37 protein-coding genes are annotated in these 23,984 nt (G+C 33.1%); 5 read left to right on the top strand and 32 right to left on the bottom strand.

Translation table 11 applies throughout. From position 1 onward, the window contains the following. Positions 1-4 precede the first annotated feature (4 nt). From BM239_RS14520 to BM239_RS14500, 5 genes are all read left to right on the top strand, one after another. On the top strand, positions 5-781 hold the full coding sequence (locus BM239_RS14520) for a DUF6090 family protein (protein WP_092209920.1): 777 nt from the start codon (positions 5-7) through the stop codon (positions 779-781). 881 nt (positions 782-1,662) lie between these two features. Then, on the top strand, positions 1,663-1,893 hold the full coding sequence (locus BM239_RS14515; RefSeq protein WP_143094935.1) for a hypothetical protein: 231 nt from the start codon (positions 1,663-1,665) through the stop codon (positions 1,891-1,893). A gap of 161 nt (positions 1,894-2,054) precedes the next feature. After that, entirely contained in the window at positions 2,055-2,645 is a 591-nt protein-coding gene (locus BM239_RS14510) for an HD domain-containing protein (protein WP_092209916.1), read from the top strand. A gap of 168 nt (positions 2,646-2,813) precedes the next feature. Further along, positions 2,814-3,344 carry a YceI family protein gene (locus BM239_RS14505; RefSeq protein WP_092209914.1) on the top strand — a complete coding sequence of 177 codons (531 nt, stop codon included), beginning with the start codon at positions 2,814-2,816 and terminating at the stop codon, positions 3,342-3,344. A gap of 67 nt (positions 3,345-3,411) precedes the next feature. After that, positions 3,412-4,578, top strand: a complete 1,167-nt coding sequence (locus BM239_RS14500) for a M28 family peptidase (protein WP_092209912.1) — start codon at positions 3,412-3,414, stop codon at positions 4,576-4,578. A gap of 8 nt (positions 4,579-4,586) precedes the next feature. Here the strand turns inward: BM239_RS14500 and BM239_RS14495 are convergent, their stop codons facing one another. The 32 genes from BM239_RS14495 to rplW all read right to left on the bottom strand — a co-directional run bounded on the left by BM239_RS14495 (position 4,587) and on the right by rplW (position 23,977). Next, the gene (locus BM239_RS14495) at positions 4,587-5,501 is read right to left on the bottom strand and encodes a dimethylarginine dimethylaminohydrolase family protein (protein WP_092209910.1); all 915 of its coding nucleotides are present in this window, start codon (positions 5,499-5,501) and stop codon (positions 4,587-4,589) included. A gap of 57 nt (positions 5,502-5,558) precedes the next feature. Next, on the bottom strand, positions 5,559-6,848 hold the full coding sequence (locus BM239_RS14490; protein WP_092209908.1) for a citrate synthase: 1,290 nt from the start codon (positions 6,846-6,848) through the stop codon (positions 5,559-5,561). Positions 6,849-7,042: 194 nt separating this feature from the next. After that, positions 7,043-8,338, bottom strand: coding sequence for a phosphopyruvate hydratase (eno, locus tag BM239_RS14485; RefSeq protein WP_092209906.1), 1,296 nt, complete (start codon positions 8,336-8,338; stop codon positions 7,043-7,045). Between the two features lie 156 nt (positions 8,339-8,494). Then, complete coding sequence (gene carA, locus BM239_RS14480) at positions 8,495-9,598, bottom strand: glutamine-hydrolyzing carbamoyl-phosphate synthase small subunit (RefSeq protein WP_092209904.1); 1,104 nt, start codon at positions 9,596-9,598, stop codon at positions 8,495-8,497. A gap of 87 nt (positions 9,599-9,685) precedes the next feature. Then, positions 9,686-10,426 (bottom strand): hypothetical protein, encoded by a 741-nt coding sequence (locus BM239_RS14475; protein ID WP_092209902.1) that lies wholly within the window; start codon positions 10,424-10,426, stop codon positions 9,686-9,688. Positions 10,427-10,599: 173 nt separating this feature from the next. Beyond that, the gene (locus tag BM239_RS14470) at positions 10,600-11,316 is read right to left on the bottom strand and encodes a hypothetical protein (protein WP_092209900.1); all 717 of its coding nucleotides are present in this window, start codon (positions 11,314-11,316) and stop codon (positions 10,600-10,602) included. Between the two features lie 87 nt (positions 11,317-11,403). After that, complete coding sequence (rplQ, locus tag BM239_RS14465; protein ID WP_092209898.1) at positions 11,404-11,880, bottom strand: 50S ribosomal protein L17; 477 nt, start codon at positions 11,878-11,880, stop codon at positions 11,404-11,406. A gap of 58 nt (positions 11,881-11,938) precedes the next feature. Beyond that, positions 11,939-12,931 carry a DNA-directed RNA polymerase subunit alpha gene (locus BM239_RS14460; RefSeq protein ID WP_092209896.1) on the bottom strand — a complete coding sequence of 331 codons (993 nt, stop codon included), beginning with the start codon at positions 12,929-12,931 and terminating at the stop codon, positions 11,939-11,941. Between the two features lie 93 nt (positions 12,932-13,024). Continuing rightward, entirely contained in the window at positions 13,025-13,630 is a 606-nt protein-coding gene (gene rpsD, locus BM239_RS14455; RefSeq protein WP_092209894.1) for a 30S ribosomal protein S4, read from the bottom strand. A gap of 177 nt (positions 13,631-13,807) precedes the next feature. After that, on the bottom strand, positions 13,808-14,191 hold the full coding sequence (gene rpsK / locus BM239_RS14450) for a 30S ribosomal protein S11 (protein ID WP_066252543.1): 384 nt from the start codon (positions 14,189-14,191) through the stop codon (positions 13,808-13,810). A 106-nt stretch (positions 14,192-14,297) separates the two neighbouring features. Next, on the bottom strand, positions 14,298-14,672 hold the full coding sequence (gene rpsM / locus BM239_RS14445) for a 30S ribosomal protein S13 (RefSeq protein WP_092209890.1): 375 nt from the start codon (positions 14,670-14,672) through the stop codon (positions 14,298-14,300). Between the two features lie 2 nt (positions 14,673-14,674). Continuing rightward, positions 14,675-14,791 carry a type B 50S ribosomal protein L36 gene (gene ykgO / locus BM239_RS14440; protein ID WP_013305171.1) on the bottom strand — a complete coding sequence of 39 codons (117 nt, stop codon included), beginning with the start codon at positions 14,789-14,791 and terminating at the stop codon, positions 14,675-14,677. A 19-nt stretch (positions 14,792-14,810) separates the two neighbouring features. Next, entirely contained in the window at positions 14,811-15,026 is a 216-nt protein-coding gene (gene infA, locus BM239_RS14435; protein WP_007094967.1) for a translation initiation factor IF-1, read from the bottom strand. Positions 15,027-15,033: 7 nt separating this feature from the next. Then, positions 15,034-16,380 (bottom strand): preprotein translocase subunit SecY, encoded by a 1,347-nt coding sequence (gene secY, locus BM239_RS14430; protein WP_092209886.1) that lies wholly within the window; start codon positions 16,378-16,380, stop codon positions 15,034-15,036. A gap of 14 nt (positions 16,381-16,394) precedes the next feature. Then, a complete protein-coding gene (gene rplO / locus BM239_RS14425) occupies positions 16,395-16,847 on the bottom strand; it encodes a 50S ribosomal protein L15 (RefSeq protein WP_092209882.1) in 453 nt (150 codons plus the stop codon). Positions 16,848-16,859: 12 nt separating this feature from the next. Next, on the bottom strand, positions 16,860-17,042 hold the full coding sequence (gene rpmD / locus BM239_RS14420) for a 50S ribosomal protein L30 (protein WP_092209880.1): 183 nt from the start codon (positions 17,040-17,042) through the stop codon (positions 16,860-16,862). A 5-nt stretch (positions 17,043-17,047) separates the two neighbouring features. Next, entirely contained in the window at positions 17,048-17,572 is a 525-nt protein-coding gene (rpsE, locus tag BM239_RS14415; protein WP_092209876.1) for a 30S ribosomal protein S5, read from the bottom strand. Positions 17,573-17,578: 6 nt separating this feature from the next. Further along, a complete protein-coding gene (gene rplR / locus BM239_RS14410) occupies positions 17,579-17,935 on the bottom strand; it encodes a 50S ribosomal protein L18 (RefSeq protein WP_092209873.1) in 357 nt (118 codons plus the stop codon). 10 nt (positions 17,936-17,945) lie between these two features. Then, positions 17,946-18,488, bottom strand: coding sequence for a 50S ribosomal protein L6 (gene rplF, locus BM239_RS14405; protein ID WP_092209870.1), 543 nt, complete (start codon positions 18,486-18,488; stop codon positions 17,946-17,948). 19 nt (positions 18,489-18,507) lie between these two features. Next, a complete protein-coding gene (gene rpsH / locus BM239_RS14400) occupies positions 18,508-18,906 on the bottom strand; it encodes a 30S ribosomal protein S8 (protein ID WP_092209867.1) in 399 nt (132 codons plus the stop codon). Between the two features lie 75 nt (positions 18,907-18,981). Continuing rightward, positions 18,982-19,251: a 30S ribosomal protein S14 gene (gene rpsN / locus BM239_RS14395; RefSeq protein ID WP_092209864.1), complete on the bottom strand. Its 270-nt coding sequence runs from the start codon at positions 19,249-19,251 to the stop codon at positions 18,982-18,984. A gap of 3 nt (positions 19,252-19,254) precedes the next feature. After that, entirely contained in the window at positions 19,255-19,806 is a 552-nt protein-coding gene (gene rplE, locus BM239_RS14390) for a 50S ribosomal protein L5 (protein ID WP_092209861.1), read from the bottom strand. 2 nt (positions 19,807-19,808) lie between these two features. Beyond that, entirely contained in the window at positions 19,809-20,120 is a 312-nt protein-coding gene (gene rplX / locus BM239_RS14385) for a 50S ribosomal protein L24 (protein WP_066252580.1), read from the bottom strand. An 11-nt stretch (positions 20,121-20,131) separates the two neighbouring features. Continuing rightward, positions 20,132-20,500 carry a 50S ribosomal protein L14 gene (rplN, locus tag BM239_RS14380; RefSeq protein ID WP_066252521.1) on the bottom strand — a complete coding sequence of 123 codons (369 nt, stop codon included), beginning with the start codon at positions 20,498-20,500 and terminating at the stop codon, positions 20,132-20,134. A 2-nt stretch (positions 20,501-20,502) separates the two neighbouring features. Continuing rightward, complete coding sequence (gene rpsQ, locus BM239_RS14375) at positions 20,503-20,760, bottom strand: 30S ribosomal protein S17 (RefSeq protein ID WP_040492188.1); 258 nt, start codon at positions 20,758-20,760, stop codon at positions 20,503-20,505. A gap of 12 nt (positions 20,761-20,772) precedes the next feature. Beyond that, complete coding sequence (rpmC, locus tag BM239_RS14370; protein WP_092209859.1) at positions 20,773-20,964, bottom strand: 50S ribosomal protein L29; 192 nt, start codon at positions 20,962-20,964, stop codon at positions 20,773-20,775. Between the two features lie 13 nt (positions 20,965-20,977). After that, positions 20,978-21,397 (bottom strand): 50S ribosomal protein L16, encoded by a 420-nt coding sequence (gene rplP, locus BM239_RS14365; protein ID WP_092209857.1) that lies wholly within the window; start codon positions 21,395-21,397, stop codon positions 20,978-20,980. Between the two features lie 20 nt (positions 21,398-21,417). After that, positions 21,418-22,137, bottom strand: coding sequence for a 30S ribosomal protein S3 (gene rpsC, locus BM239_RS14360; protein ID WP_066252512.1), 720 nt, complete (start codon positions 22,135-22,137; stop codon positions 21,418-21,420). Positions 22,138-22,143: 6 nt separating this feature from the next. Then, entirely contained in the window at positions 22,144-22,551 is a 408-nt protein-coding gene (rplV, locus tag BM239_RS14355) for a 50S ribosomal protein L22 (protein WP_092209855.1), read from the bottom strand. Positions 22,552-22,557: 6 nt separating this feature from the next. Beyond that, a complete protein-coding gene (gene rpsS / locus BM239_RS14350) occupies positions 22,558-22,836 on the bottom strand; it encodes a 30S ribosomal protein S19 (RefSeq protein ID WP_092209853.1) in 279 nt (92 codons plus the stop codon). 6 nt (positions 22,837-22,842) lie between these two features. Next, positions 22,843-23,670: a 50S ribosomal protein L2 gene (rplB, locus tag BM239_RS14345; RefSeq protein WP_092209851.1), complete on the bottom strand. Its 828-nt coding sequence runs from the start codon at positions 23,668-23,670 to the stop codon at positions 22,843-22,845. A gap of 16 nt (positions 23,671-23,686) precedes the next feature. Further along, complete coding sequence (gene rplW, locus BM239_RS14340; RefSeq protein WP_066252504.1) at positions 23,687-23,977, bottom strand: 50S ribosomal protein L23; 291 nt, start codon at positions 23,975-23,977, stop codon at positions 23,687-23,689. Positions 23,978-23,984: the final 7 nt, after the last annotated feature.

Here is a 23,984-nt window from a genome sequence, read left to right as displayed (position 1 = left end):
ACCAATGATAAAATTTTTTCGAAAAATTAGACAAAATCTACTTTCCGAGGGTAAAACAGGAAAGTATTTCAAATATGCTATTGGAGAAATTGTGCTGGTAGTTGTTGGTATTCTTATTGCCCTTCAGATTAATAATTGGAATGAAAATCGAAAAACACGAAAACTAGAAGCGCAGATTTACAAAGAGCTGAAAAGTGATTTACTACAAACTAGAAATGATATAAACGAAACAATCTCTAAACATAAAGAAATATTTGAATCAAGTCAGCAGCTTATAACTGATATCTATGATAAGAAATCTAATTCTCAATCAATTTATGAGTCATTGACAAGATCTAGTGCTGAATTTCAAATTATTCCTAAAACAAGTGCTTTTGAGAATTTAAAAAACAGCGGATTAAATACCTTATCTAATGATAGTTTACGGAGTGCTATAACCAATTTATTTCAATTGAATTTAAAGCGATTAGATGATGAACTTGGAATGAAACAAGCTGACTTTAATATTTCAAAACTAATTCAGCCTTTTCTATTTGAATATTTGATTGTTGATTATACCCAACCAGCAAAATATGGGTTTATACATGCTGACTCCATATCTATTTATAAATTAAGAATAGATAAATACGATAAATTTTTAAATGACAACGACCTTATGAAGGCTTTGCAGTTAGCACTATTCAATAGAGGTAAAATAATTGATGAAGAAACAGAAACTATAAAGGCAATAGATAGTGTAATTTACGGAATTGAAGAAGAGCTAAAAAAACTGAAAAAATAACGAAACCTAAACCCACATATAATTTATTACTAATTTCAGTTTAATTAATTTTTTCCTGTACCGAGAAAGTAAAAACCCATTTCTACATCAGAAAAACCTACTGATTTCACCTTGAAAATAGATAGTCTTTTAACCAATTATGAGGGCACCAGAAAACTTATGAGAAGTTTAGAATTATATTTAAAAGTAACTCCTACATATTCAATAACTATTGACTTTCTTCATATAGAGTCTAAAAAGAAAGCCGTTTCAAAAACGTTTACAGATATACTAACTTTTTAAGCTATTGAAGAAAATAAATTAATCATTAATGAAACGATAGAGACACACTTTCTAAACAAAAAAATATTACCGAAATTACCATTACCAATTTACTTCAAAACAGAAGTAGTGTACATCATTTCACTAAAGATAGAACATTCTTTGAGAATAGAACACAGTAAAAATCGTCTCAAGACATACCAAAAAAAGCAAATTACAAAAGTAATTTTGAACTGATACCCAAGCAGCGTAAAGTATCTCTAATTATTTCATTATTATTAATACTTAATAAAAAATTCAACAAACAATATGGAGAAGTTCTACAAGAAAAAATTACTTTACCATTAGCATTAGAGGATACATTACATGGAAATAAATCCGAAACAACGAAGCTTATTCTTACAATATTTCTAAAAAACAGTCCTTACTTGCAGAAACTGATAAGTCTACACTTATTGGAAGTAGTTCAATTGTATCACGCTAAAAAGATATAAACACGCGCATGACCGCCTTACTTACAGGTAAATTACTTTCATCAGAAAGTTGAACCATAATAAAAATCATTAAAGATAAACACGGATTAGCGCTTTTTCAATATAAAATAACTGACCGAAACGGATTTGAGCATCAAGGGCATGTATGCGTTTACGTTAATTTCAAATGTTGCTGAAGTTGACATCAATGATACAATCATAGAATTACCAGAAACCGAAATTGAAATGCATATTGGAACCTATGTTTTTGACAAAGAGAAAACTGATAAAATAGTTTTTATCCAAGATAAAGCTACTTTAGTTTATATTATGAAAGTAGAATTTATGGACCTCAAAATCATAAAAATTTTCCACTGATGGGATTTCTATAATATTGGAACTAGGAAATTTTACAGGTAGGTATTTTAAAGAATAACTGTGTACAACAATTTAATATGGTAAAAAACAAGTATTTTTAAGCCAGTTTCTAACGTTATCATTTAGAAAATTTTGATTTAACATCCTAAAGCCGTTAACTAATGACAACCGAAAAGCTACGAAAGCAAATTGAATTCATTAAAGAAATTGATAAAATAAAATATATTCAAAGACGAACGAAATTATTTAACAGTGATAGGCGTGAAAATGACGCAGAGCATAGCTGGCATTTGGCAATTATGGCACTCGTTTTAAGCGAACATGCAAATTGTGATGTTGACATATTGAAGGTAATTAAAATGCTCTTAATCCACGACATAGTTGAAATTGATGCTGGTGATACTTTTCTATATGATCAGAATAAAAATCATGAAAACACTGTAGAAGAAATGAAATCAGCCAAACGGATTTTTGGAATCTTACCAGACAAACAAGCAGAGGAATTTTTTCAAATCTGGACCGAATTTGAGGAAGGTAATTCCAATGAGGCAAAATTTGCAAAATCAATGGACAGGCTGGAGCCTTTACTACAAAATGTCTCAAATAATGGTGGTACATGGAAAGAATTTGGAGTAAACTATGAAACGGTTTACAACAAAAAAAAGGTAATTAAAAAAGGATCGACAGAATTATGGAAATATGCTAAAAAGCTCATTCTTGATAGTGTAGAAAAGGGGTTTTTATTAAAATAAACAGGATTTTTACCAGTATAACGCTTTTGCTTGTGCTAAAAAATGGTTATTTTTAAAAATAGTATTAGCCCTTCAGCCTGATAAAATTTATCGCTTTTTTAGTCGTTAATACTGAAAACTCTTAACTTTAAAAGAATAAAATTTCATCAAACTCTTTTGTAACATTCTATGAAATATATTAAAAACCTTATTTACATTATTTGTGTTGGTCTAGCTAGTATTCAGATGAATGCACAACGGATAGTTACTGATAAATCTGAAGTTAATTTTAATATTTCAGCAGGTGCTATTTTTAGTGTTGATGGCACTTTTACTGGTATGCAAGGTGATTTTAATTTTGATGAAACTGACATTCAGAATTCCAATTTTGATATTTGTATAAATTCAAAATCTATTGATACTGATAATGCCAAACGAGATAAGCATTTAAAATCTGACGATTTTTTTGCCGTGGAAACCTATCCTTCAATTTGTTTTAAGTCTGTTTCAGTTTCTAAAACAAAAACAGGTTTTGAAACTTCTGGAAACTTAACTCTACATGGTATTACCAAATTGGTAACCATTCCGTTTACGTTTAAAAATAATACATTCCAGGGGAAGCTTGAAATTAACCGATTTGATTATAACATTGGTGAAGACTATGGTACTTTTCGTGTTGGAGAAACGGCTACAGTATCTATAATTTGTCAGGTAATTTAAATCGGGACTTACTTTTTTCGTTGCTTATATAATTTACACTATTTTAGCTTTTTACAAAGCTCAAATCATGAAGAAAACTTACCTAATTATTACCGTATTTTTATTTGTAGTAAACGTTGAAACCACATTTTCCCAAACATTTAACACCTATTATGGTAGTGTTGTAGATCAGGTTTCGGAATCGAATATTTTATCAGATTTAACAACCTTTGAGAACTATGGAGTTAAAGAACTTGGCACTTCAGAGTTAAGCAATACTAAAGATTGGCTGGTTTCACGTTATCAAAGTTTGGGTTATACGGCTATTGAACAACAAGCTTTTTCTTATTCTGGAAATACATCATACAACATTATTGTTACTAAAACAGGCCGTGTTTACCCCAATACTTATATCATTATTGATGCACATTACGATACTATTAATGGTACCGGTACAAACGATAATGGTTCTGGAACTGTTTTATTATTGGAAATAGCTAGACTATTGGCTAATGTGGATACCGAGTACTCCATAAAATTCATTCATTTCAGTGGCGAAGAATTGGGATTAATTGGTAGCAATTATTATGTAGATAATACGGTTAACCCTCAAAATTTAGATATTAGATTAGTTTTTAATATTGATGAAGTAGGTGGTGTGAATGGCGCCAATAACACGACTATTGTATGCGAGGAAGATAGAAGTAACCCACCTGCTAATAATTCAGCCTCATCAATTGCTACACAAACTTTAGCTGCTTGTATGGAATTGTATTCTAATCTAAATACAGAAATATCTTATGCGTATGCATCAGATTATATCCCTTTTGAAAATAATGGTGAAATAATAACAGGTTTATATGAAAAAAATGAAACTCCCTATGCCCACACGGCAAATGATTTATTAGTAAATATGGATCCTGCTTACTTATTTCAGGTAACAAAAGGAGCTCTAGGAGCTGCTTTAGAATTTGCTATTTCAACAAATCCTTTGAGCATAGACTCCAATCATTTAGATACTGAAGTGATACTATTCCCTAACCCTTCAAGCGGAAAGCTGACTATTAAAATTGCAAACTTTCAAAATGAAATGGCTTTAATGACCGTTTATAATATGCTTGGAAAAAACGTGTTTCACACAAAACTTACGCAAATGAATTCGTCTGTAAATTTAAAGAATTTATCACCAGGCGTTTATTTGGCTGTTTTTGAAAACGACTCAAGGACAACTACCAAAAAAATTATTCTTAAATAAGGAAACGATTAATCACGTATTAATGGCATGGTACTGCAACGTAACAAGCCTTCCTGTTTGGCTATTTCAGCATAAGGCACTTCTTCAACGGTAATACCAATACTTCGTAACCATGTATTTAAACGTGTAAAATTCTTTTCTGAAATCACAACATCTTCTGAAATAGAGAATACATTACTATTCATATGATACATTTCATCTCGCGTAATATGAAATAGATTTTCATTTCCAAATAAATCTACCAAATACATATAATCACTTTCTTCACGGAAACCACTTTTATAAATAATGCCTTTATTTTTTCCAACAGGTTGAAAACAGCAATCTAAATGCAGAGCATTATCACGAGGTTCAATTTTAGACTTCACCAAATCAAATTCTTTAACAATTTTATTCGGAAATAAATCCTTTAAATACTGTACACCTGCCATATTAGTTCTTGCGGTAATATAGTTTTTATAATCACTGCCTTTATAGGTTCCAACAAAAATATGGTTATTCCAAAGCATGACATCCCCTCCTTCAATATGAACTTCTTCTGGAGGTCTGACTACTTTTTCTGGATTTACTTGATCTATAATATACTGAACAGCTTCAAGTTCCTCTTCACGATTAGGTAAGATATTCGCTTTAATAAATACATCATCAATTACAAAGGCAATATCTCGAGTAAAAATCTGATTACAGTCTTCTATTAATTCCGGTCTGTACACCTTAACTTGATACTTCTCAAACACATTGGCTACAGCTTGCATTTCTTTCACCATATCAGCTTCTACAGGATAGGTTCCTGCTTTTATATGTTCCAATGATTTTGGGTCATAAGCTTCACTTTCTGTTGGAGTTGGCCCATTACTGATAGCTGTACCTAATACTACGGCACGTAATCTTGAAGTTTCGTTTTTAACGTTTAATTTTAGCATAGTGTAAATATAAAAAAGCTTCATAAAAATTATGAAGCTTTTGAAATGAAATGTTATTTATGAGCGCTTATCTATAGCCTTAAATGGCCTATGTGTCTCACCTGTATAAATTTGTCTTGGTCTACCAATTGGTTCTTGATTTAAACGCATTTCGCGCCATTGCGCAATCCAACCTGGTAATCGTCCTAATGCAAACATAACTGTAAACATGTCTGTAGGAATGTTCATAGCTCTATAAATAATTCCAGAATAAAAATCTACATTTGGATATAATTTACGATCTACAAAATACGAATCTTCTAAAGCTTCTTTTTCAAGGCCTTTAGCAATATCAAGAATAGGATCTTCAACACCTAAATTTCCTAAAACATCATCGGCAGATTTTTTGATGATTTTAGCACGTGGATCGAAGTTTTTGTAAACGCGATGTCCAAACCCCATTAAACGGAACGGATCATCTTTATCTTTAGCTTTTGCCATGTACTTTTTAGTGTCACCACCATCTGCTTTAATACCTTCTAGCATTTCTAAAACAGCTTGATTAGCACCACCATGAAGTGGTCCCCAAAGTGCAGAAATACCAGCTGATAAAGATGCAAATAATCCAGCGTGTGAAGAACCTACAATTCTAACAGTAGATGTTGAACAATTTTGTTCATGATCTGCATGTAAAATTAATAACTTATCTAATGCGTTTACAACAATTGGGTCTAATTCGTATTCACAATTAGGTTGTTTAAACATCATTTTAAGAACATTTTCAACATACCCTAAAGAATTATCACCATAGTCTAGTGGTAAGCCTTGTTTTTTACGTAAGGTCCATGCCACTAAAACTGGAAATTTACCCAATATTTTAACGATAGCCTTATACATATCTTCTTCTGAATTTACATTCACAGAAGATGGATTAAATGCTGTTAAGGCACTTGTTAAAGATGCTAAAACACCCATTGGATGAGCTGATTTTGGGAAGGCATCAATAATTTTACGCACATCTTCATCTACAACAGATTGTGCTTTAATATCCTTATGGAATTTATCTAATTGTTCTTGCGTTGGTAATTCACCAAATATTAATAAATAAGCAACCTCTAAAAATTCAGCTTTTTCAGCCAACTCTTCAATGGAATAACCACGGTATCTTAAAATTCCTTTTTCACCATCTAAAAACGTAATAGCACTTTCGCAAGAGCCTGTATTTTTGTAGCCTGGATCTATTGTAACAACACCATTGGTTGCACTCCTTAAATTTTTAATATCGATTCCAACTTCATTTTCTGTTCCTTTTACTAAAGGAAATTCGTGCTTTTCGCCATTAACTTCTAAAGTAGCTGTGTTTGCCATATATCTATATAATTATTATAATGTTTAATTGAATTCTTTCAGGATTACGAAAATACGAAATATCTACCTATATTTAAAGTCAATTAACAAGGTTTTATCAATAAAGATATTGGTAAAATTGATGCAAAAAAACAGCGATTATTAGGTGATTAATAATCGCTGTATTTTGCATTGTCAATATAAAAGTAATGTATTTATCGTTTTACTTTAAAGGCTTTATCTTTAGGAAAATAAGCTGTCCCACCTAATTCTTCTTCTATTCGTAATAGTTGATTGTATTTTGCCATCCGATCGCTACGAGAAGCCGATCCTGTTTTTATCTGACCACAATTCAGAGCTACTGCTAGATCCGCAATAGTATTGTCCTCTGTTTCACCCGAACGATGAGACATAACTGATGTATAACCAGCATTATGGGCCATATTTACAGCTGAAATAGTTTCTGTTAATGTTCCTATTTGGTTGACTTTAATTAGGATTGAGTTAGCCGTTTGCGTATTAATACCTTTGGATAAACGCTCAACATTGGTCACAAATAAATCGTCACCTACTAATTGCACCTTATCACCAATTAATTCTGTTAAGTATTTCCAACCATCCCAATCGTTTTCATCCATACCATCTTCTACAGAAATAATTGGGTATTTATCACATAAAGCAGCAATATAATCAGCTTGTTCTTTACTGGTTCTTACTTGACCTTTTTCACCTTCAAATTTTGTGTAATCGTACTGACCGTCTTTATAGAATTCGGCAGCTGCACAATCTAATGCAATCATTACATCATCTCCAAATGTATAACCAGCATTTGCAACAGCTTTTTTAATGGTGTCCAAAGCATCTTCGGTGCCACCTTCTAAATTGGGTGCAAATCCACCTTCATCACCAACAGCGGTACTTAAGCCACGATTATGTAAAACATTTTTTAAATGATGAAAAATTTCAGTTCCCATTTGCATAGCATGGCTAAAACTCTTCGCCTTAACTGGCATGACCATAAATTCTTGAAAAGCTATTGGTGCATCACTATGAGAACCGCCGTTTATAATATTCATCATAGGAACTGGAAGGGTATTGGCAGATACACCACCAACATACCTATATAAAGGCAAACCTAACTCATTGGCAGCCGCTTTTGCAGACGCCAAAGAAACTCCTAAAATAGCATTAGCGCCTAATTTAGATTTGTTGGGTGTTCCATCTAAATCTATCATGATTTGATCAATGGTATTTTGTTCAAACACAGATGTACCTAATAACTCTTGAGCAATAATGGTATTCACATTTTTTATAGCTTTAGTAACACCTTTACCCATAAAAGCGCTTCCACCATCACGTAATTCAACAGCCTCATGTTCTCCAGTTGACGCTCCCGAAGGTACTGCTGCACGTCCTAAAAAACCATTTTCGGTTGTTACATCTACTTCTATAGTTGGGTTACCACGAGAATCTAAAATTTGTCTAGCGTGAATATCTATTATTATGCTCATAAGGTTGATTTTAAGTTTAATATTTAGCGTTGTAAATTTACAAAATCCCACTACTTTGGTAAATTGTAACTACTATTATTATGATTATTTTTTACGATAATGTTTTCGTAATCAATAAACCTCAAAGAATTATTACATTCTTTGAGGTTTATTAATTTAAGCCTTTTTGATGTTTTCAATAAACTGATCGAAAAGGTATGTGGCATCATGTGGTCCAGGACTTGCTTCTGGATGATATTGAACTGAAAAACAGTTTTTAGACGTCATTTTAATACCTGCTACAGTATTATCGTTAAGATGAACATGGGTTATTTCAATATCAGGGTGTTGTTCTGTTTCTTCCCGATTTATTGCAAAACCATGATTTTGAGATGTTATTTCACCTTTGCTAGTTAGTAAATTTTTTACGGGATGATTAATTCCACGATGCCCATTATGCATTTTATAGGTTGAGATACCATTTGCTAAAGCAATAACTTGATGCCCTAAACAGATGCCAAAAAGAGGTAAATTACGTTTAATAATTTCTTTGGCTAATGTTTGTGCTTCTATAAGTGGCTCGGGATCTCCAGGTCCATTAGATAAGAAATAGCCATTTGGTTTGAAAGCCTCTAAATCTTCAAATTTTGCATTGTAAGGGAATACTTTTATGTACACATCGCGATCAGCTAGATTTTTAAGTATGTTCCTTTTAATACCTATATCTAAAGCTGCTACTTTATAAGTGGCGTTTTCATCACCATAAAAGTAAGGTTCTTTTGTAGACACCTTTGAAGCTAACTCAAGCCCTTCCATATTTGGTACGTTTGCCAATTGTTTTTTTAAAGCGTCAATGTTATCAACATCCGTAGAAATTAAGGCGTTCATTGCGCCATTATCCCTTATGTAACTAACCAATGCACGTGTATCTACATCTGAAATTGCTAGTACATTATTTTTTTCAAAAAATTGTTCTAAACTTCCTTCTGCTGAAGATCTTGAATAATTGTAACTAAAGTTTTTGCAAATAAGACCCGATATTTTAACCGAATCTGACTCAACTTCATCAACATGGGTACCATAGTTACCAATGTGAGCATTGGTAGTAACCATTAATTGTCCAAAATAAGAAGGGTCTGTAAAAATTTCTTGATAACCAGTTGTTCCTGTGTTGAAACACACTTCGCCAAAAGCGGTTCCTTTTTTTCCAATTGATTTACCGTGAAAGATGGTTCCGTCTGCTAATAAAACTATAGCTTTTTCTCTTTTGTTATATTTCATTTCTAAAAAAAGGTTTTGCAAAATTGCATAAAAAAAAGGATAAACTAAAATGTTTAACCTTTTTTAAGTCTTTAAATTATAAAAAAATTAAAGTGTTTTATTGTATCGTAACATTTTTAAAAAATCTTCTTCATTTTTTATTGATAAGTTATTTTCATCCACAAACATTTTTAGTTTTTTTTCATTCTCTTTGAAGAGGGTTTTAAAGGTTTTATTATTTAGTTTAATTTCCTCAATTTTATCATTTTCCAGAATATAAAAGTCATGATAAACAAAATAACGATCTTTACTTATTTTCTCCTTGGTCATTTTACTAACAGCACCTTCTATAATTTTAGCGTTAATTCGCTTTAAAATGGTAAATTCTTTGCTTTCATCCAAAACAAAAAAATATTTCATTTGGTTATTTTCGTCTTTCAGTCTAATAGCTTTAATATTATTTATTAAGGCAAAGTCAAAATCATTATCATTAAATTCATAAAAACGCCCCTCTTCTAGCTTAACGACCATTTTGTCTGAAATTCCATTATAGTTACCATTTTCAAATTTATAGTATTTATCATCTACAGTATGAATAATTAATGTATTGTCGTCTCCTTCAAAACCAAAAGGAGAACCTTCAACAAAATCTGGTGAATCTGGGTCTAAATTAACTGGATTTAAAGCATCGGTTAAAAAAGATTCCGAACCGAAAAAGTCTTGCGGTGCAAGTGTTTGATTTGGTAATAACTCAGAAGGTGAACTTGAATAATATCCGCTTTCAGTTATTTGTGTATATCCAATTATGGAAAAACTTAAAAAAAACAAGGTAATTACTGAAGTTTTCATGAATAAAGTTTATTAGTTTATAATACTTTAAGATAGCTATAAAATTTTACATAAGCAAAAATTCCGACACTTAAACATCTGTTGAAAACAGTAATGTTTTAAATGGATATATTGTATAAAAAAAGGGATAAACCATTCTTGATTTATCCCTTTTTTTTTAAAAACTACAATTTTTATAAGGTTGCATAATAATTAAATATTTTCAAGAAATCTGTTTCATCTTTTATATTCAAGTCATTATCCTTTATGAACTTCTTCACCTCTACTTGTTTATCTTTAAATAATTGAGATATAAGTTTTTTCTTAAGTTTCAATTCTTCTAAAACGTCTCCGTTTTTAATATATAAATCTTCAACTAAATAATAACGATCGTTAGATGTTCGTTCTTGAGTCATTTTATTTATACCTCCAGGTTTAATTTTAGCTACTCTATTTCTTAAAATAAACATATCGTCTTTGGAATTAGACGCTAACACTTCATAATAACGTGCTCTACCATTTTCTCCACTGAAACGCTTCATTTTTTTGTTATTTAATAAAGCATAATCAATAGTCAGTGAGTTCATAACATAGACAGAGTCTTTACTTAAAACTGAAACAAACTGATCCGTTTGGGCGTTATAATTTCCATTTGGGATATTAAATTTTGTACCATCTTTTGCTACTAACACCAACTTATTATTACCTTCTTCAAAAGCTAACGGAGTACCGTCAACTGAATATCTATTCACGGTTGGTAACCAGCTTCCTCTTGAATTTAAGGCTTCCATGGATTGTCCTAAAGTATTACTTTGTGTTCCTTGTAAGTTGGATAAACCTCCATTTGCACCTTGAGCAAAGGACGATAATGATATTATACTAATTGCTACTAATAAATAAACGTTTTTCATAAAATTTTTTTAAATTAAAAGAAACAAAAATAGGGTAAATTTTTACAATTTACCCTATTGATAGCATTCGTTAACAAATATTAACGTTTATTCTTCTTCTTCACTAGAAGCTTTAGTTTCTGCAGCTGGTGCAGTAGCAGGTTTAGAACCGCCTCTTCTACTTCTTCGTGTTGATTTTTTAGTTGCTTTATCTGCGTTATAGATTTCGTTGTAATCAACTAACTCTATCATAGCCATATCAGCGTTATCACCTAAACGATTACCTAACTTGATAATACGTGTGTAACCACCTGGACGATCGGCAATTTTTGGTGCTACATCTCTAAACAATTCAGCAACAGCCTCTTTTTGTCTTAATCGAGCCATTACAATACGTCTGTTATGAGTTGTATCTTCCTTTGATTTTGTAATCAATGGTTCCACAAATTGCTTTAAAGCTTTTGCTTTTGCTACTGTTGTGTTAATACGCTTGTGCTCTATTAAAGAACATGCCATATTAGCTAACATTGACTTTCTATGAGCCGTTTTTCTACTTAAGTGGTTTATTTTTTTTCCGTGTCTCATGACCTTTGTTTTATCATCTTGCTACCAAACTCGACATCGAGGAGCAAAATATGATTAATTAATCTTTATCTAATTTATATTTGGATAAATCCATTCCAAAATTAAGGCCTTTAACATTAACAAGCTCTTCAAGCTCTGTTAATGATTTTTTACCGAAGTTACGGAATTTCATTAAATCGTTTTTGTTAAATGATACTAAATCGCCTAACGTATCAACTTCAGCTGCTTTTAAACAGTTTAATGCACGGACTGATAAGTCCATATCAACCAATTTGGTTTTCAATAATTGTCTCATGTGAAGTGATTCTTCATCATAAGTTTCGGTTTGTGCAATTTCATCAGCTTCTAATGTAATACGCTCATCAGAGAATAACATGAAGTGGTGAATAAGTGTCTTAGCGGCTTCAGTTAAAGCATCTTGAGGACTAATAGAACCATCAGTAATAATTTCGAAAACTAATTTTTCGTAATCTGTTTTTTGCTCTACACGGAAATTTTCAATGCTATACTTAACATTTTTGATTGGTGTGTAAATAGAATCTGTAAAAATAGTACCAATTGGTGCAGAAGCTTTTTTATTTTCTTCAGCAGGTACGTATCCTCTACCTTTTTCTATGGTAATTTCCATATTGATATTTACTTTAGGATCTAAATTACAGATTACTAATTCTGAATTTAATACTTGGAACCCTGAAATAAACTTTTGAAAATCGCCTGCTTTAATTTGATCTTGACCAGAAATTGAAATAGAAACAGATTCGTTATCTACATCTTCAATTTGTCTTTTAAAACGGACTTGTTTTAAATTTAAAATAATTTCTGTAACGTCTTCAACCACACCTGCTATTGTTGAGAATTCGTGATCTACGCCTTCAATTCTAACGGATGTAATTGCAAAACCTTCTAAAGAGGATAATAAAACTCTTCGTAAAGCATTTCCTACTGTTAAACCATAACCTGGTTCTAAAGGTCTGAATTCGAATTTACCTTCGAAATCAGTTGAATCGATCATGATTACTTTATCAGGTTTTTGGAAATTAAATACTGCCATATTGTTCTTCGTTTTAATTGTTATTCAGTTGCGCGATTTAAAAGTATGAAGAAGACTAATAAATCCTTTGGCTAAATACCAATATGTTAATTATTATTTAGAATATAGTTCGACGATGAATTGCTCGTTGATATTTTCTGGAATTTGAATTCTTGCAGGAACCGATACATACGTTCCTTCTGATGTAGAATTATTCCAAGTAATCCATTCGTAAACGTTACTTGAATTTGCTAATGAGTTAGTGATGGCTTCAAGTGATTTTGATTTTTCTCTAACAGCAACAACATCACCAGCTTTAAGTTGGTAAGATGGAATGTTTACTATTTCACCGTTAACCGTAATATGTCTGTGAGACACTAATTGTCTAGCACCACTTCTAGAAGGAGAAATTCCCATTCTGAAAACAACGTTATCTAGACGTGATTCACATAATTGTAACAACACCTCACCTGTAATTCCAGGAGCTGCTGTTGCTTTCTTAAACATATTTCTGAATTGCTTTTCTAAAATACCATAGGTGTATTTTGCTTTTTGCTTCTCCATTAATTGGATTGCGTATTCAGATTTTTTTCCACGACGCTTATTAGCTCCGTGTTGACCTGGAGGGTAATTTCTTTTTTCAAAAGATTTATCTTCTCCGAAGATAGCTTCGCCAAACTTACGAGCTATTTTTGTTTTAGGACCAGTATATCTTGCCATAATTAAATTTGTTATGAGAGTGATTATGAATTAAGGTCTTAATCTTATCCTTCGATAACCGTTAGTCTCTCGTTGATACTTGTTAAAATTTATTTTTTTCAGTTTGCAAATTTACATATAAATATTGACATCAACTATAAAAATATAGTTGATGTCAAATAATATACTATCTGTAAATTATACGCGTCTTCTTTTAGGAGGACGACATCCATTATGCGGTAATGGCGTAACGTCTATAATTTCTGTTACTTCTATACCTGCGTTATGAATTGATCTAATAGCAGATTCTCTACCATTACCTGGACCTTTAACATACACTTTCACTTTCTTTAAGCCAGCTTCTGTTGCTACAGCAGCAGCGTCTTCAGCAGCTAATTGCGCAGCATATGGTGTGTTCTTTTTAGATCCACGGAATCCCATTTTACCAGCTGATGACCATGAAATTACATCGCCTTTTTTGTTGGTAAGAGATACAATGATATTGTTAAATGAAGCCGTTATGTGAGCTTCACCAACTGCGTCTACGATTACTTTACGTTTTTTTGTACTTGACTTTGCCATATGATTATAGTTTCTAGTTGTTAGTTTTTAGTTGTTAGAATCCTAAACATTGCTATTTCAAACAGATTCATCTAACGGCTAAACTCTAATGACTAATGTCTATTTATTATTTAGTTGCCATTTTTTTGTTAGCAACAGTTTTTCTTCTACCTTTTCTTGTTCTAGAGTTGTTTTTAGTACGTTGACCACGTAATGGTAGTCCAGCTCTATGACGAATACCTCTGTAACATCCAATATCCATTAATCGCTTAATGTTTAATTGTGTTTCAGAACGCAATTCACCTTCAATAGTGAATGATCCAACAGCTTCACGAATATTTCCTATTTCGTCATCTGTCCAATCTTGAACTTTAGTACTTTCTTCAACTTTAGCTTGTGCTAAAATTTCTTTTGCTCTACTTCTACCTATTCCATAGATATACGTAAGCGAGATAACACCTCTTTTGTTTTTTGGTATGTCTACACCTGCAATTCTTGCCATAATTATCCTTGTCTTTGTTTGAATCTAGGATTCTTTTTGTTAATCACGTAAAGTCTACCCTTTCTGCGGACGATTTTACAGTCTGCACTTCTCTTTTTAACTGATGCTCTTACTTTCATCTGTTCCTTTATTATTAGATTAGTATCTATAAGTTATTCGAGCCTTCGTTAAATCGTAAGGACTCATTTCTAATTTCACTTTATCTCCAGGTAGCAACTTAATGTAGTGCATACGCATTTTACCTGAGATATGTGCTGTCACGATGTGACCGTTTTCTAATTCAACACGAAACATGGCATTAGATAATGCTTCAATGATTGTTCCGTCTTGTTCAATTGCTGCTTGTTTTGCCATGGTATAATTATTGAGCTACTGCTTTTCTATTTTTACCTGTTTTCATCAAGCCATCATAATGTCTGTTTAACAAATATGAATTTACTTGTTGCATTGTATCGATTGCAACTCCTACCATAATTAGTAAGGATGTTCCACCGAAAAATAATGCCCACCCTGATTGTACACTCATAAGTTTAACAATAATAGCTGGGAACACAGCAATAAGTGCTAAAAATATAGAACCAGGCAATGTAATTTGAGACATAATTTTATCTAAATATTCCGATGTTTCTGTTCCTGGACGAATACCTGGAATAAATCCACCACTACGCTTAAGGTCATCTGCCATTTTGTTAGTAGGAACCGTAATTGCTGTATAAAAATATGTAAATACTATAATTAATAACGCAAACACTAAATTATACCAGAAACCAAATATGTCCTGAAAATTTGTTGCCATCCATTGACCTGTTGCGGTATCTTTTAAAAATGAGGACCCTCCAATTAAACTTGGAACAAACATAATAGCTTGTGCAAAGATGATTGGCATTACTCCAGAAGCATTAAGCTTTAAGGGAATGTATTGTCTAGATCCAAATACATTTTTCTCATAACCACCAGAAGCGGTTCGTCTTGCATATTGTACGGCTATTTTTCTAACACCCATAACTAACATGATAGAGGCTAAAATAATTAACAACCAGATTACTAATTCAAAAAGAATCAGCATTACACTGTTTGATTCCAACCTAGAGGATGCATTAAGTAGGAAGTTTTTAGGTAGTGTTGCAATAATACCCACCATAATTAATAAAGAAATACCGTTACCAATACCTTTATCTGTAATTTTCTCACCTAACCACATCGCGAAGATACAGCCTGTTACTAAAATGACAACTGATGAGAAATAAAACAAACCTCCTTGCCCTAATAAGAATGCCGATTGAGGTATTCCTAAAGCAGGTAAACTTGCTAAATAGCCAGGTGCTTGAACCAAACAAATAGCTATGGTTAACCAGCGTGTTATTTGATTAATTTTCTTTTGCCCACTAGCACCTTCTTTTTGTAGTTTTTGTAAATAAGGAATAGCTATTCCCATTAATTGAACTACAATGGAAGCAGAGATATAAGGCATAATACCCAATGCAAAAACAGAAGCATTTGCAAACGCACCTCCTGTAAAAGCATTTAATAAACCTAATAAACCGTCTTCAGTACTACCTTGTAAACCTTCTAATTGCGCCGCATCAATACCAGGTAAAACTACCTGTGCACCAAAACGATAAACTAATAAAAGACCTAATGTAACAACAATTCTGTTTCTTAATTCTTCTATTTTCCAAACATTTTTTAATGTCTCAATAAATTTCATGCGCTTAAATTAGATTATAAAGTTACTACTTCACCTCCTGCAGCTTCTATAGCAGCTTTTGCTGAAGCGGTAAACTTATGTGCAGATACTTTTAATTTGGCTTTTAATTCTCCACGACCCATAATTTTAACAAGATCATTCTTGTTAACGAGACCTAAAGACATTAGAGTTTCAAAATCTACTGTATCTTTAATTTTCTTATCGTCAACCAATTGTTGAAGTGTATCTAGGTTTACACCTTGATGTTCTATACGATTGATATTTGTAAAGCCAAATTTAGGAACACGTCTTTGAAGTGGCATTTGACCACCTTCAAAACCTATCTTTTTAGAATAACCAGAACGAGATTTTGCTCCTTTGTGTCCACGAGTTGCCGTACCACCTTTACCAGAACCTTGTCCTCTACCTATTCTTTTTCCTTGACCTTTAACTGAACCTTCTGCAGGTTTTAAATTACTTAAATCCATTTTTCAGTATTATTATTTTGTTTCTTCAACAGAAACTAAATGTGAAACTTTAGCTACCATACCAAGGATATTTGGTGAGGCATCGTGCTCTACAACTTGACCAATTTTTTTAAGACCAAGAGCTTCTAAAGTTCTTTTTTGTCTTAATGTACGATTGATTGCGCTTTTAACTTTTGTTACTTTTATCTTTGCCATCGTTCTTATCCTTTAAATACTTTTTCAAGAGAAATACCTCTATCTTGAGCAATTGTTCTTGCATCCCGTAATTGTAATAAAGCATCAAAAGTTGCTTTTACAACGTTGTGTGGGTTAGATGAACCTTGAGATTTTGATAAAACATCATGAACTCCAACTGCTTCAAGAACCGTTCTTACAGCTCCACCAGCAATAACTCCTGTACCAGGAGCTGCAGGAATAATGTTTACTCGTGCTCCACCAAACTTACCTTTTTGTTCATGTGGTAATGTTCCTTTAACTATAGGAATACGTACTAAATTCTTTTTAGCGTCTTCGATTGCTTTTGCAATTGCACTAGCCACATCTTTAGATTTACCTAAACCATGACCGACAACTCCAGCTTCATCTCCAACAACAACTATTGCTGAAAATCCGAATGCTCTACCACCTTTTGTTACTTTTGTAACCCTTTGTACTCCAACTAAACGATCTTTAAGATCTAATCCACTTGGCTTTACTAGCTCTGCGCTTTTGTATTTTTGATACATAATTTCTTAAAATTTAAGTCCTGCTTCTCTAGCACCTTCTGCTAATGATTTTACTCTTCCGTGATATAAATAGCCACCTCTATCAAAAGAAATAGTATCTACACCTGCTTTAAGGGCTTTTTCAGCAACAGACTTCCCTACTAATGTAGCAACTTCTGATTTTGTACCTTTTGCAGAACTAATGTCTTTATCTCTTGAAGATGCTGCACTGATAGTTTTACCAGTAACGTCATCTACAACTTGTGCATAAATTTCTTTATTGCTTCTAAAAACAGATAATCTTGGTCTAGCTTCTGTTCCAGAAACTACTTTACGAACTCTGCTTTTTATTCTTAATCGTCTTTCGTTCTTTGTTAATGCCATAACTTACTTATTAAGCTGATTTACCTGCTTTTCTTCTTAATTCTTCGCCAACAAACTTCACACCTTTTCCTTTGTAAGGCTCAGGTGGTCTAAAGCCACGAATTTTAGCAGCTACTTGACCAACAAGTTGTTTATCATGAGAGGTTAATTTAATAATTGGATTTTTTCCTTTGTCTGATACTGTTTCAACTATTACTTCTTTAGCAACATCTATTACAATATTATGAGAAAAACCTAAAGCTAAATCTAGTTTTTGTCCTTGATTACTTGCTCTATATCCAACACCAACTAACTCTAATTGTTTTGTCCATCCTTTAGATACACCTTCAATCATATTATTGACAAGTGCTCTATAAAGACCATGTTTTGCTTTTTCTTCTTTCTTTTCAGAAGAACGCTCAACTATAACATTTCCTTCTTCAACCTTCATAGTTACCGCAGAAAAATCTTGTGATAATTCACCTAATTTTCCTTTTACTGTAACCACGTTATCGTTGATTTCAACTGTAACTCCTGCTGGAATTACTACTGGGTTATTACCTATTCTTGACATGCTCTATAGTCTTTTTTAATTAGTAAACGTAACAAAGTACTTCACCTCCTACATTTTCTCTTTGTGCTTGTTTGCCTGTCATAACACCATGTGATGTTGAAACAATAGCAATACCAAGACCATTAAGAATTCTAGGAAGTTCTTTTGAACTTGCGTACTTACGTAAACCTGGTTTACTTATTCTTTGAATCTTCTTAATTACTGGTTCTTTAGTTTCTTTATTGTACTTAAGGGCTATTTTAATAGTTCCTTGTACAGCTGAATCTTCAAACTTGTAACTTAAAATATATCCTTGATCGAATAATATTTTAGTGATTTCTTTCTTTAAATTAGAAGCTGGTATCTCTACAACTCTGTGGTTTGCACTCACAGCATTTCTAATTCGTGTTAAATAATCCGCGATTGGATCTGTAGTCATAATTATAAATTTGCGGTAACGGTTTTCAATCTTTGTTCGTGTTAAAAGATTAAACCTGAAACCAATTAATATTTTTTACCAACTTGCTTTTCTAACACCTGGTATTAAACCTTGGTTAGCCATTTCTCTAAACATTACACGAGAAATACCAAATGTTCTCATATAACCTTTAGGTCTTCCTGTAAGTTTACAACGGTTATGTTGACGTACAGGAGAAGCATTTTTAGGTAACTTTTGTAATGCTTCATAATCGCCAGCTTCTTTTAAAGCTTTGCGCTTTTCAGCATATTTAGCTACTGTTTTTGCTCTTTTTACCTCACGGGCTTTCATTGATTCTTTAGCCATATCTTAATTTTTTTGAAAAGGTAATCCTAATTCGGTTAATAGTGATTTTGCTTCTTTATCCGTATCAGCGGTAGTAACAAATGTAATATCCATACCTGAAATTTTATTCACTTTATCAATGTCAATTTCTGGAAAGATAATTTGTTCAGTAATACCTAAATTGTAGTTACCTCTACCGTCAAAACCAGTTGCTTTAACACCATTAAAGTCTCTTACTCGTGGTAAAGCTGAAGTTACTAAACGATCTAAAAATTCATACATTTTTTCACCACGTAATGTTACTTTTGCGCCAATAGGCATTCCTTTACGTAATTTAAATGAAGCAACATCCTTTTTAGAGATTGTTGCTATAGCACGTTGTCCTGTTATAGTCGTTAATTCTTCCACTGCGTGGTCAATTAACTTTTTGTCTGCAACTGCTGCACCTACACCTTTAGATAAAACTATCTTTTGTAGTTTAGGTACTTGCATAACATTGTTATAACCAAATTCATCCTTAAGAGCTGCAATTACTCTGCTGTTATACTCTTCTTTAAGTCTCGGTGTATATCCCATAACTATATTACTTCATTTGATTTTTTAGAAAATCTCACTTTTTTATCGCCTTCCATTCTATATCCAACACGTGTCTCTTCACCTTTAGCGGTTAATAAGGACAGGTTAGAGATATGAATAGCTGCTTCTTTTTCAACGATTCCTCCTTGAGGGCTTTGTGCGCTTGGCTTCATATGCTTTTTAACCATATTAACACCCTCAACAATCGCCTTGTTCTTATCTATTAATACCTTTAATACTTTACCTTCTGATCCTTTATGATCTCCAGCATTCACTTTTACGGTATCTCCTGATTTTATTTTAAGCTTTGTCATTTTATTTTTCATTAAAGCACTTCAGGTGCCAATGATACAATTTTCATGAATTGTTTATCACGAAGTTCTCTAGCAACAGGACCAAATACACGTGTTCCTCTCATTTCACCCGTTGGGTTTAATAATACACATGCATTGTCATCAAATCTAATATAAGATCCGTCTGGTCTTCTTACTTCTTTCTTAGTACGTACGACAACTGCAGTAGAAACAGCACCTTTTTTAATGCTTCCATTTGGTGTTGCATCTTTAACGGAAACAACTATTTTGTCTCCTACAGAAGCGTATCTTCTTTTAGTACCACCTAATACACGAATGGTTAAAACCTCTTTCGCTCCGGTGTTATCAGCTACTTTTAATCTTGATTCAGTCTGTAACATAATTACTTCGCTCTTTCAATTATTTCAACTAATCTCCAACATTTGGATTTACTCATAGGTCGTGTTTCCATGATCTTTACAGTATCTCCAATGTTACAATCGTTCGTTTCATCGTGTGCAACATATTTCTTTGTTTTTAACACGAATTTTCCATACATAGGGTGCTTTACTTTCTTAACTTCAGAAACTACAATAGATTTCTGCATTTTATTACTAGTAACAATTCCTATACGTTCTTTTCTTAAATTTCTTGTTTCCATCTTTCTGCAGAATTATTGTAATTCTCTTTTTGTTAATTCTGTTGCAATTCTTGCTACGGTTCTTCTTGCGGAGCGCAACTGAATTGGATTTTCTAGAGGCGAAATTGCATGAGCCATCTTCATTTCTGAATAACTCTTTTTTGTCTCACCAAGTTTCTCTTGTAACTCGGCTACAGATAATTCTTTAATTTCTGATTGTTTCATAGTATCAAATAAATTATGCTTCGTAATCTCTAGCAATTATAAATTTAGTTTTAACTGGCAATTTCTGTGCTGCCAATCGTAATGCTTCTTTTGCAACATCTAGTGGTACACCACCGACTTCAAAAAGTACACGACCTGGCTTAACTACAGCTACCCAATATTCAACGGCACCTTTACCTTTACCCATACGTACTTCAAGAGGTTTCTTTGTAATAGGCTTGTCTGGAAATATTTTAATCCAGATAGACCCTTCTCTCTTCATGAAACGTGTAGCGGCAATACGTGCTGCTTCTATTTGACGTGCTGTAACAAAGCTTGTGTCTAATGATTTTATACCAAAGGTTCCGCTTGATAGTAAATGCCCTCTTCCGGCATTACCTTTCATACGTCCTTTTTGTTGCTTACGAAATTTTGTTCTTTTAGGCTGTAACATTCTTTCTTTTCTTTAAACGATTACTTTCTACGACGAGGTTTTGAATCTCTGTTTCCACCACGTCCACCTTTTCCTTGCTTTTTAGATAATCCTACAAGCGGAGAAAGTTCTCTTTTACCATATACTTCACCTTTCATGATCCATACTTTCACACCTAATCTACCATAAGTAGTATGGGCTTCAACTAAAGCATAATCAATATCGGCTCTAAAGGTTGATAAAGGAATACGTCCTTCTTTGTAATGCTCGCTACGTGCCATTTCAGCTCCGTTTAAACGACCACTAATTTGAATTTTGATTCCTTCAGCATTCATTCTCATAGTTGCAGCAATGGCCATCTTAATCGCACGTCTGTATGAAATACGATTTTCTATTTGACGAGCCACACTAGATGCAACTAAAAACGCATCAAGTTCCGGTCTTTTAATTTCAAATATGTTTATTTGAACTTCTTTACCAGTAATTTTTTTAAGCTCTTCTTTCAACTTGTCTACCTCTTGACCGCCTTTACCAATAATGATACCAGGACGAGCCGTTGTGATAGTAACGGTTACAAGTTTAAGCGTACGCTCAATAATTACTCGTGAAACACTAGCTTTAGATAGACGTGCATGAACGTACTTTCTGATCTTATCGTCTTCGGCAAGTTTATCACCATAATCGTTTCCTCCGTACCAGTTAGATTCCCATCCTCTGATAATTCCTAAGCGATTTCCGATTGGATTTGTTTTTTGTCCCATATCTATTTAAGCTTGTATGTTATTGTTTGCTCCAACCACGATAGTTACATGGTTTGAACGTTTTCTAATTCTGTGTGCACGACCTTGTGGTGCTGGACGCAATCTCTTTAACATTGAGCCACCATCTACACGGATCTCCTTAACAAATAATTCAGCATCTTCAATACTAGCATCTTCGTTTTTTGCTTGCCAGTTTGCAATTGCAGACAATAACAAGGTTTCTAAACGACCTGATGCTTCTTTTTGGCTAAATTTTAAAATATTAAGCGCTTTCTCTACGCGTTCGCCTCTTACTAAATCAGCTACTAAACGCATTTTTCTCGGTGATGTAGGACAGTTATTAAGTTTTGCAAAAGCGATTTCCTTTTTTGCTTCCTTAATAGCGTCTGCCATTTGTTTTTTACGACTTCCCATAGCTTACTACTTTTTACCTTTATTTTTAGCACCTGCATGACCTCTAAATGATCGTGTTGGTGAAAATTCTCCTAACTTATGACCTACCATGTTTTCAGTTACATAAACAGGAACAAACTGACGTCCGTTATGTACTGCAATAGTTTGACCAACAAAATCTGGTGTAATCATAGAGGCTCTAGACCATGTCTTGATTACCGTTTTTTTGTTACCCTCCACATTGGAAGCCACTTTCTTTTCTAATTTATAATGAACGTAAGGTCCTTTTTTTAATGATCTTGACATGACTTATTATTTCTTTCTACGTTCTACAATATATTTATTACTCGCTTTTGTTTTAGAACGGGTTCTATAACCTTTAGCAGGTATACCATTTCTAGAACGTGGATGACCACCTGAAGACTTACCTTCACCACCACCCATTGGGTGATCGACAGGATTCATTACTACTGGTCTTGTACGAGGTCTTCTTCCTAACCATCTTGTTCTACCTGCTTTACCAGATACTAACAATTGGTGATCTGAATTAGATACAACTCCTATAGTAGCCATACAAGTAACTAACACTAAACGTGTTTCACCTGATGGTAACTTAATTGTTGCAAATTTATCTCCTCGTGCCATTAACTGTGCAAAAGTTCCGGCACTTCTAGCCATAACAGCTCCTTGACCTGGACGTAATTCTACACAAGAAATAATAGTTCCTAATGGAATTTGAGAAAGTGGCATTGCATTACCGATTTCTGGAGCAATATTACTATCTCCAGAAACGATAGTCTGACCTACTTGTAAGCCATTTTGAGCAATGATATATGCTTTCTCACCATCTTGATAATTTAACAACGCAATAAACGCTGTTCTGTTTGGATCGTACTCGATAGACTTAACTTCTGCTGGAATTCCAGTTTTGCTACGCTTGAAATCAATAATACGATACCTTTTTTTATGACCACCACCAATGTAGCGCATGGTCATTTTTCCGCGACTGTTTCTACCACCAGACCTTTTTTTCGGAGCTAATAAACTTTTCTCCGGCTTATCAGTAGTAATGGCGTCATACCCATTTACTACTCTAAATCGCTGTCCTGGTGTGATTGGTTTTAATTTTCTTACTGACATTTTTTGTTGTCTTTAATTACATGTTACTGTATAAATCAATCATTTCACCTTCCGCCAGTTGTACAATTGCCTTTTTAACAGCATTTGTTTTACCATGTTGAATACCAGTTTTTGTAAACTTAGTACTTCTATCTGGACGGACATTTATAGTACGAACTTTTTCAACAGAAACACCATAAGCAGCTTCCACCGCTTTTTTGATTTCTACCTTGTTCGCCTTGGTATTCACCGCGAAAGTATAGCAGTTTCTTAACTCGCTATTAGCAGTCGCTTTTTCTGTGATTATAGGTTTAATTAAGATGTTCATCTGTTTC

The organism is Algorimicrobium echini (genome assembly GCF_900115185.1).
GTDB lineage: Bacteria > Bacteroidota > Bacteroidia > Flavobacteriales > Flavobacteriaceae > Algorimicrobium > Algorimicrobium echini.
Note: the sequence above shows the minus strand (reverse complement) of the source record. Positions and strands in the feature narration are given on the sequence as shown.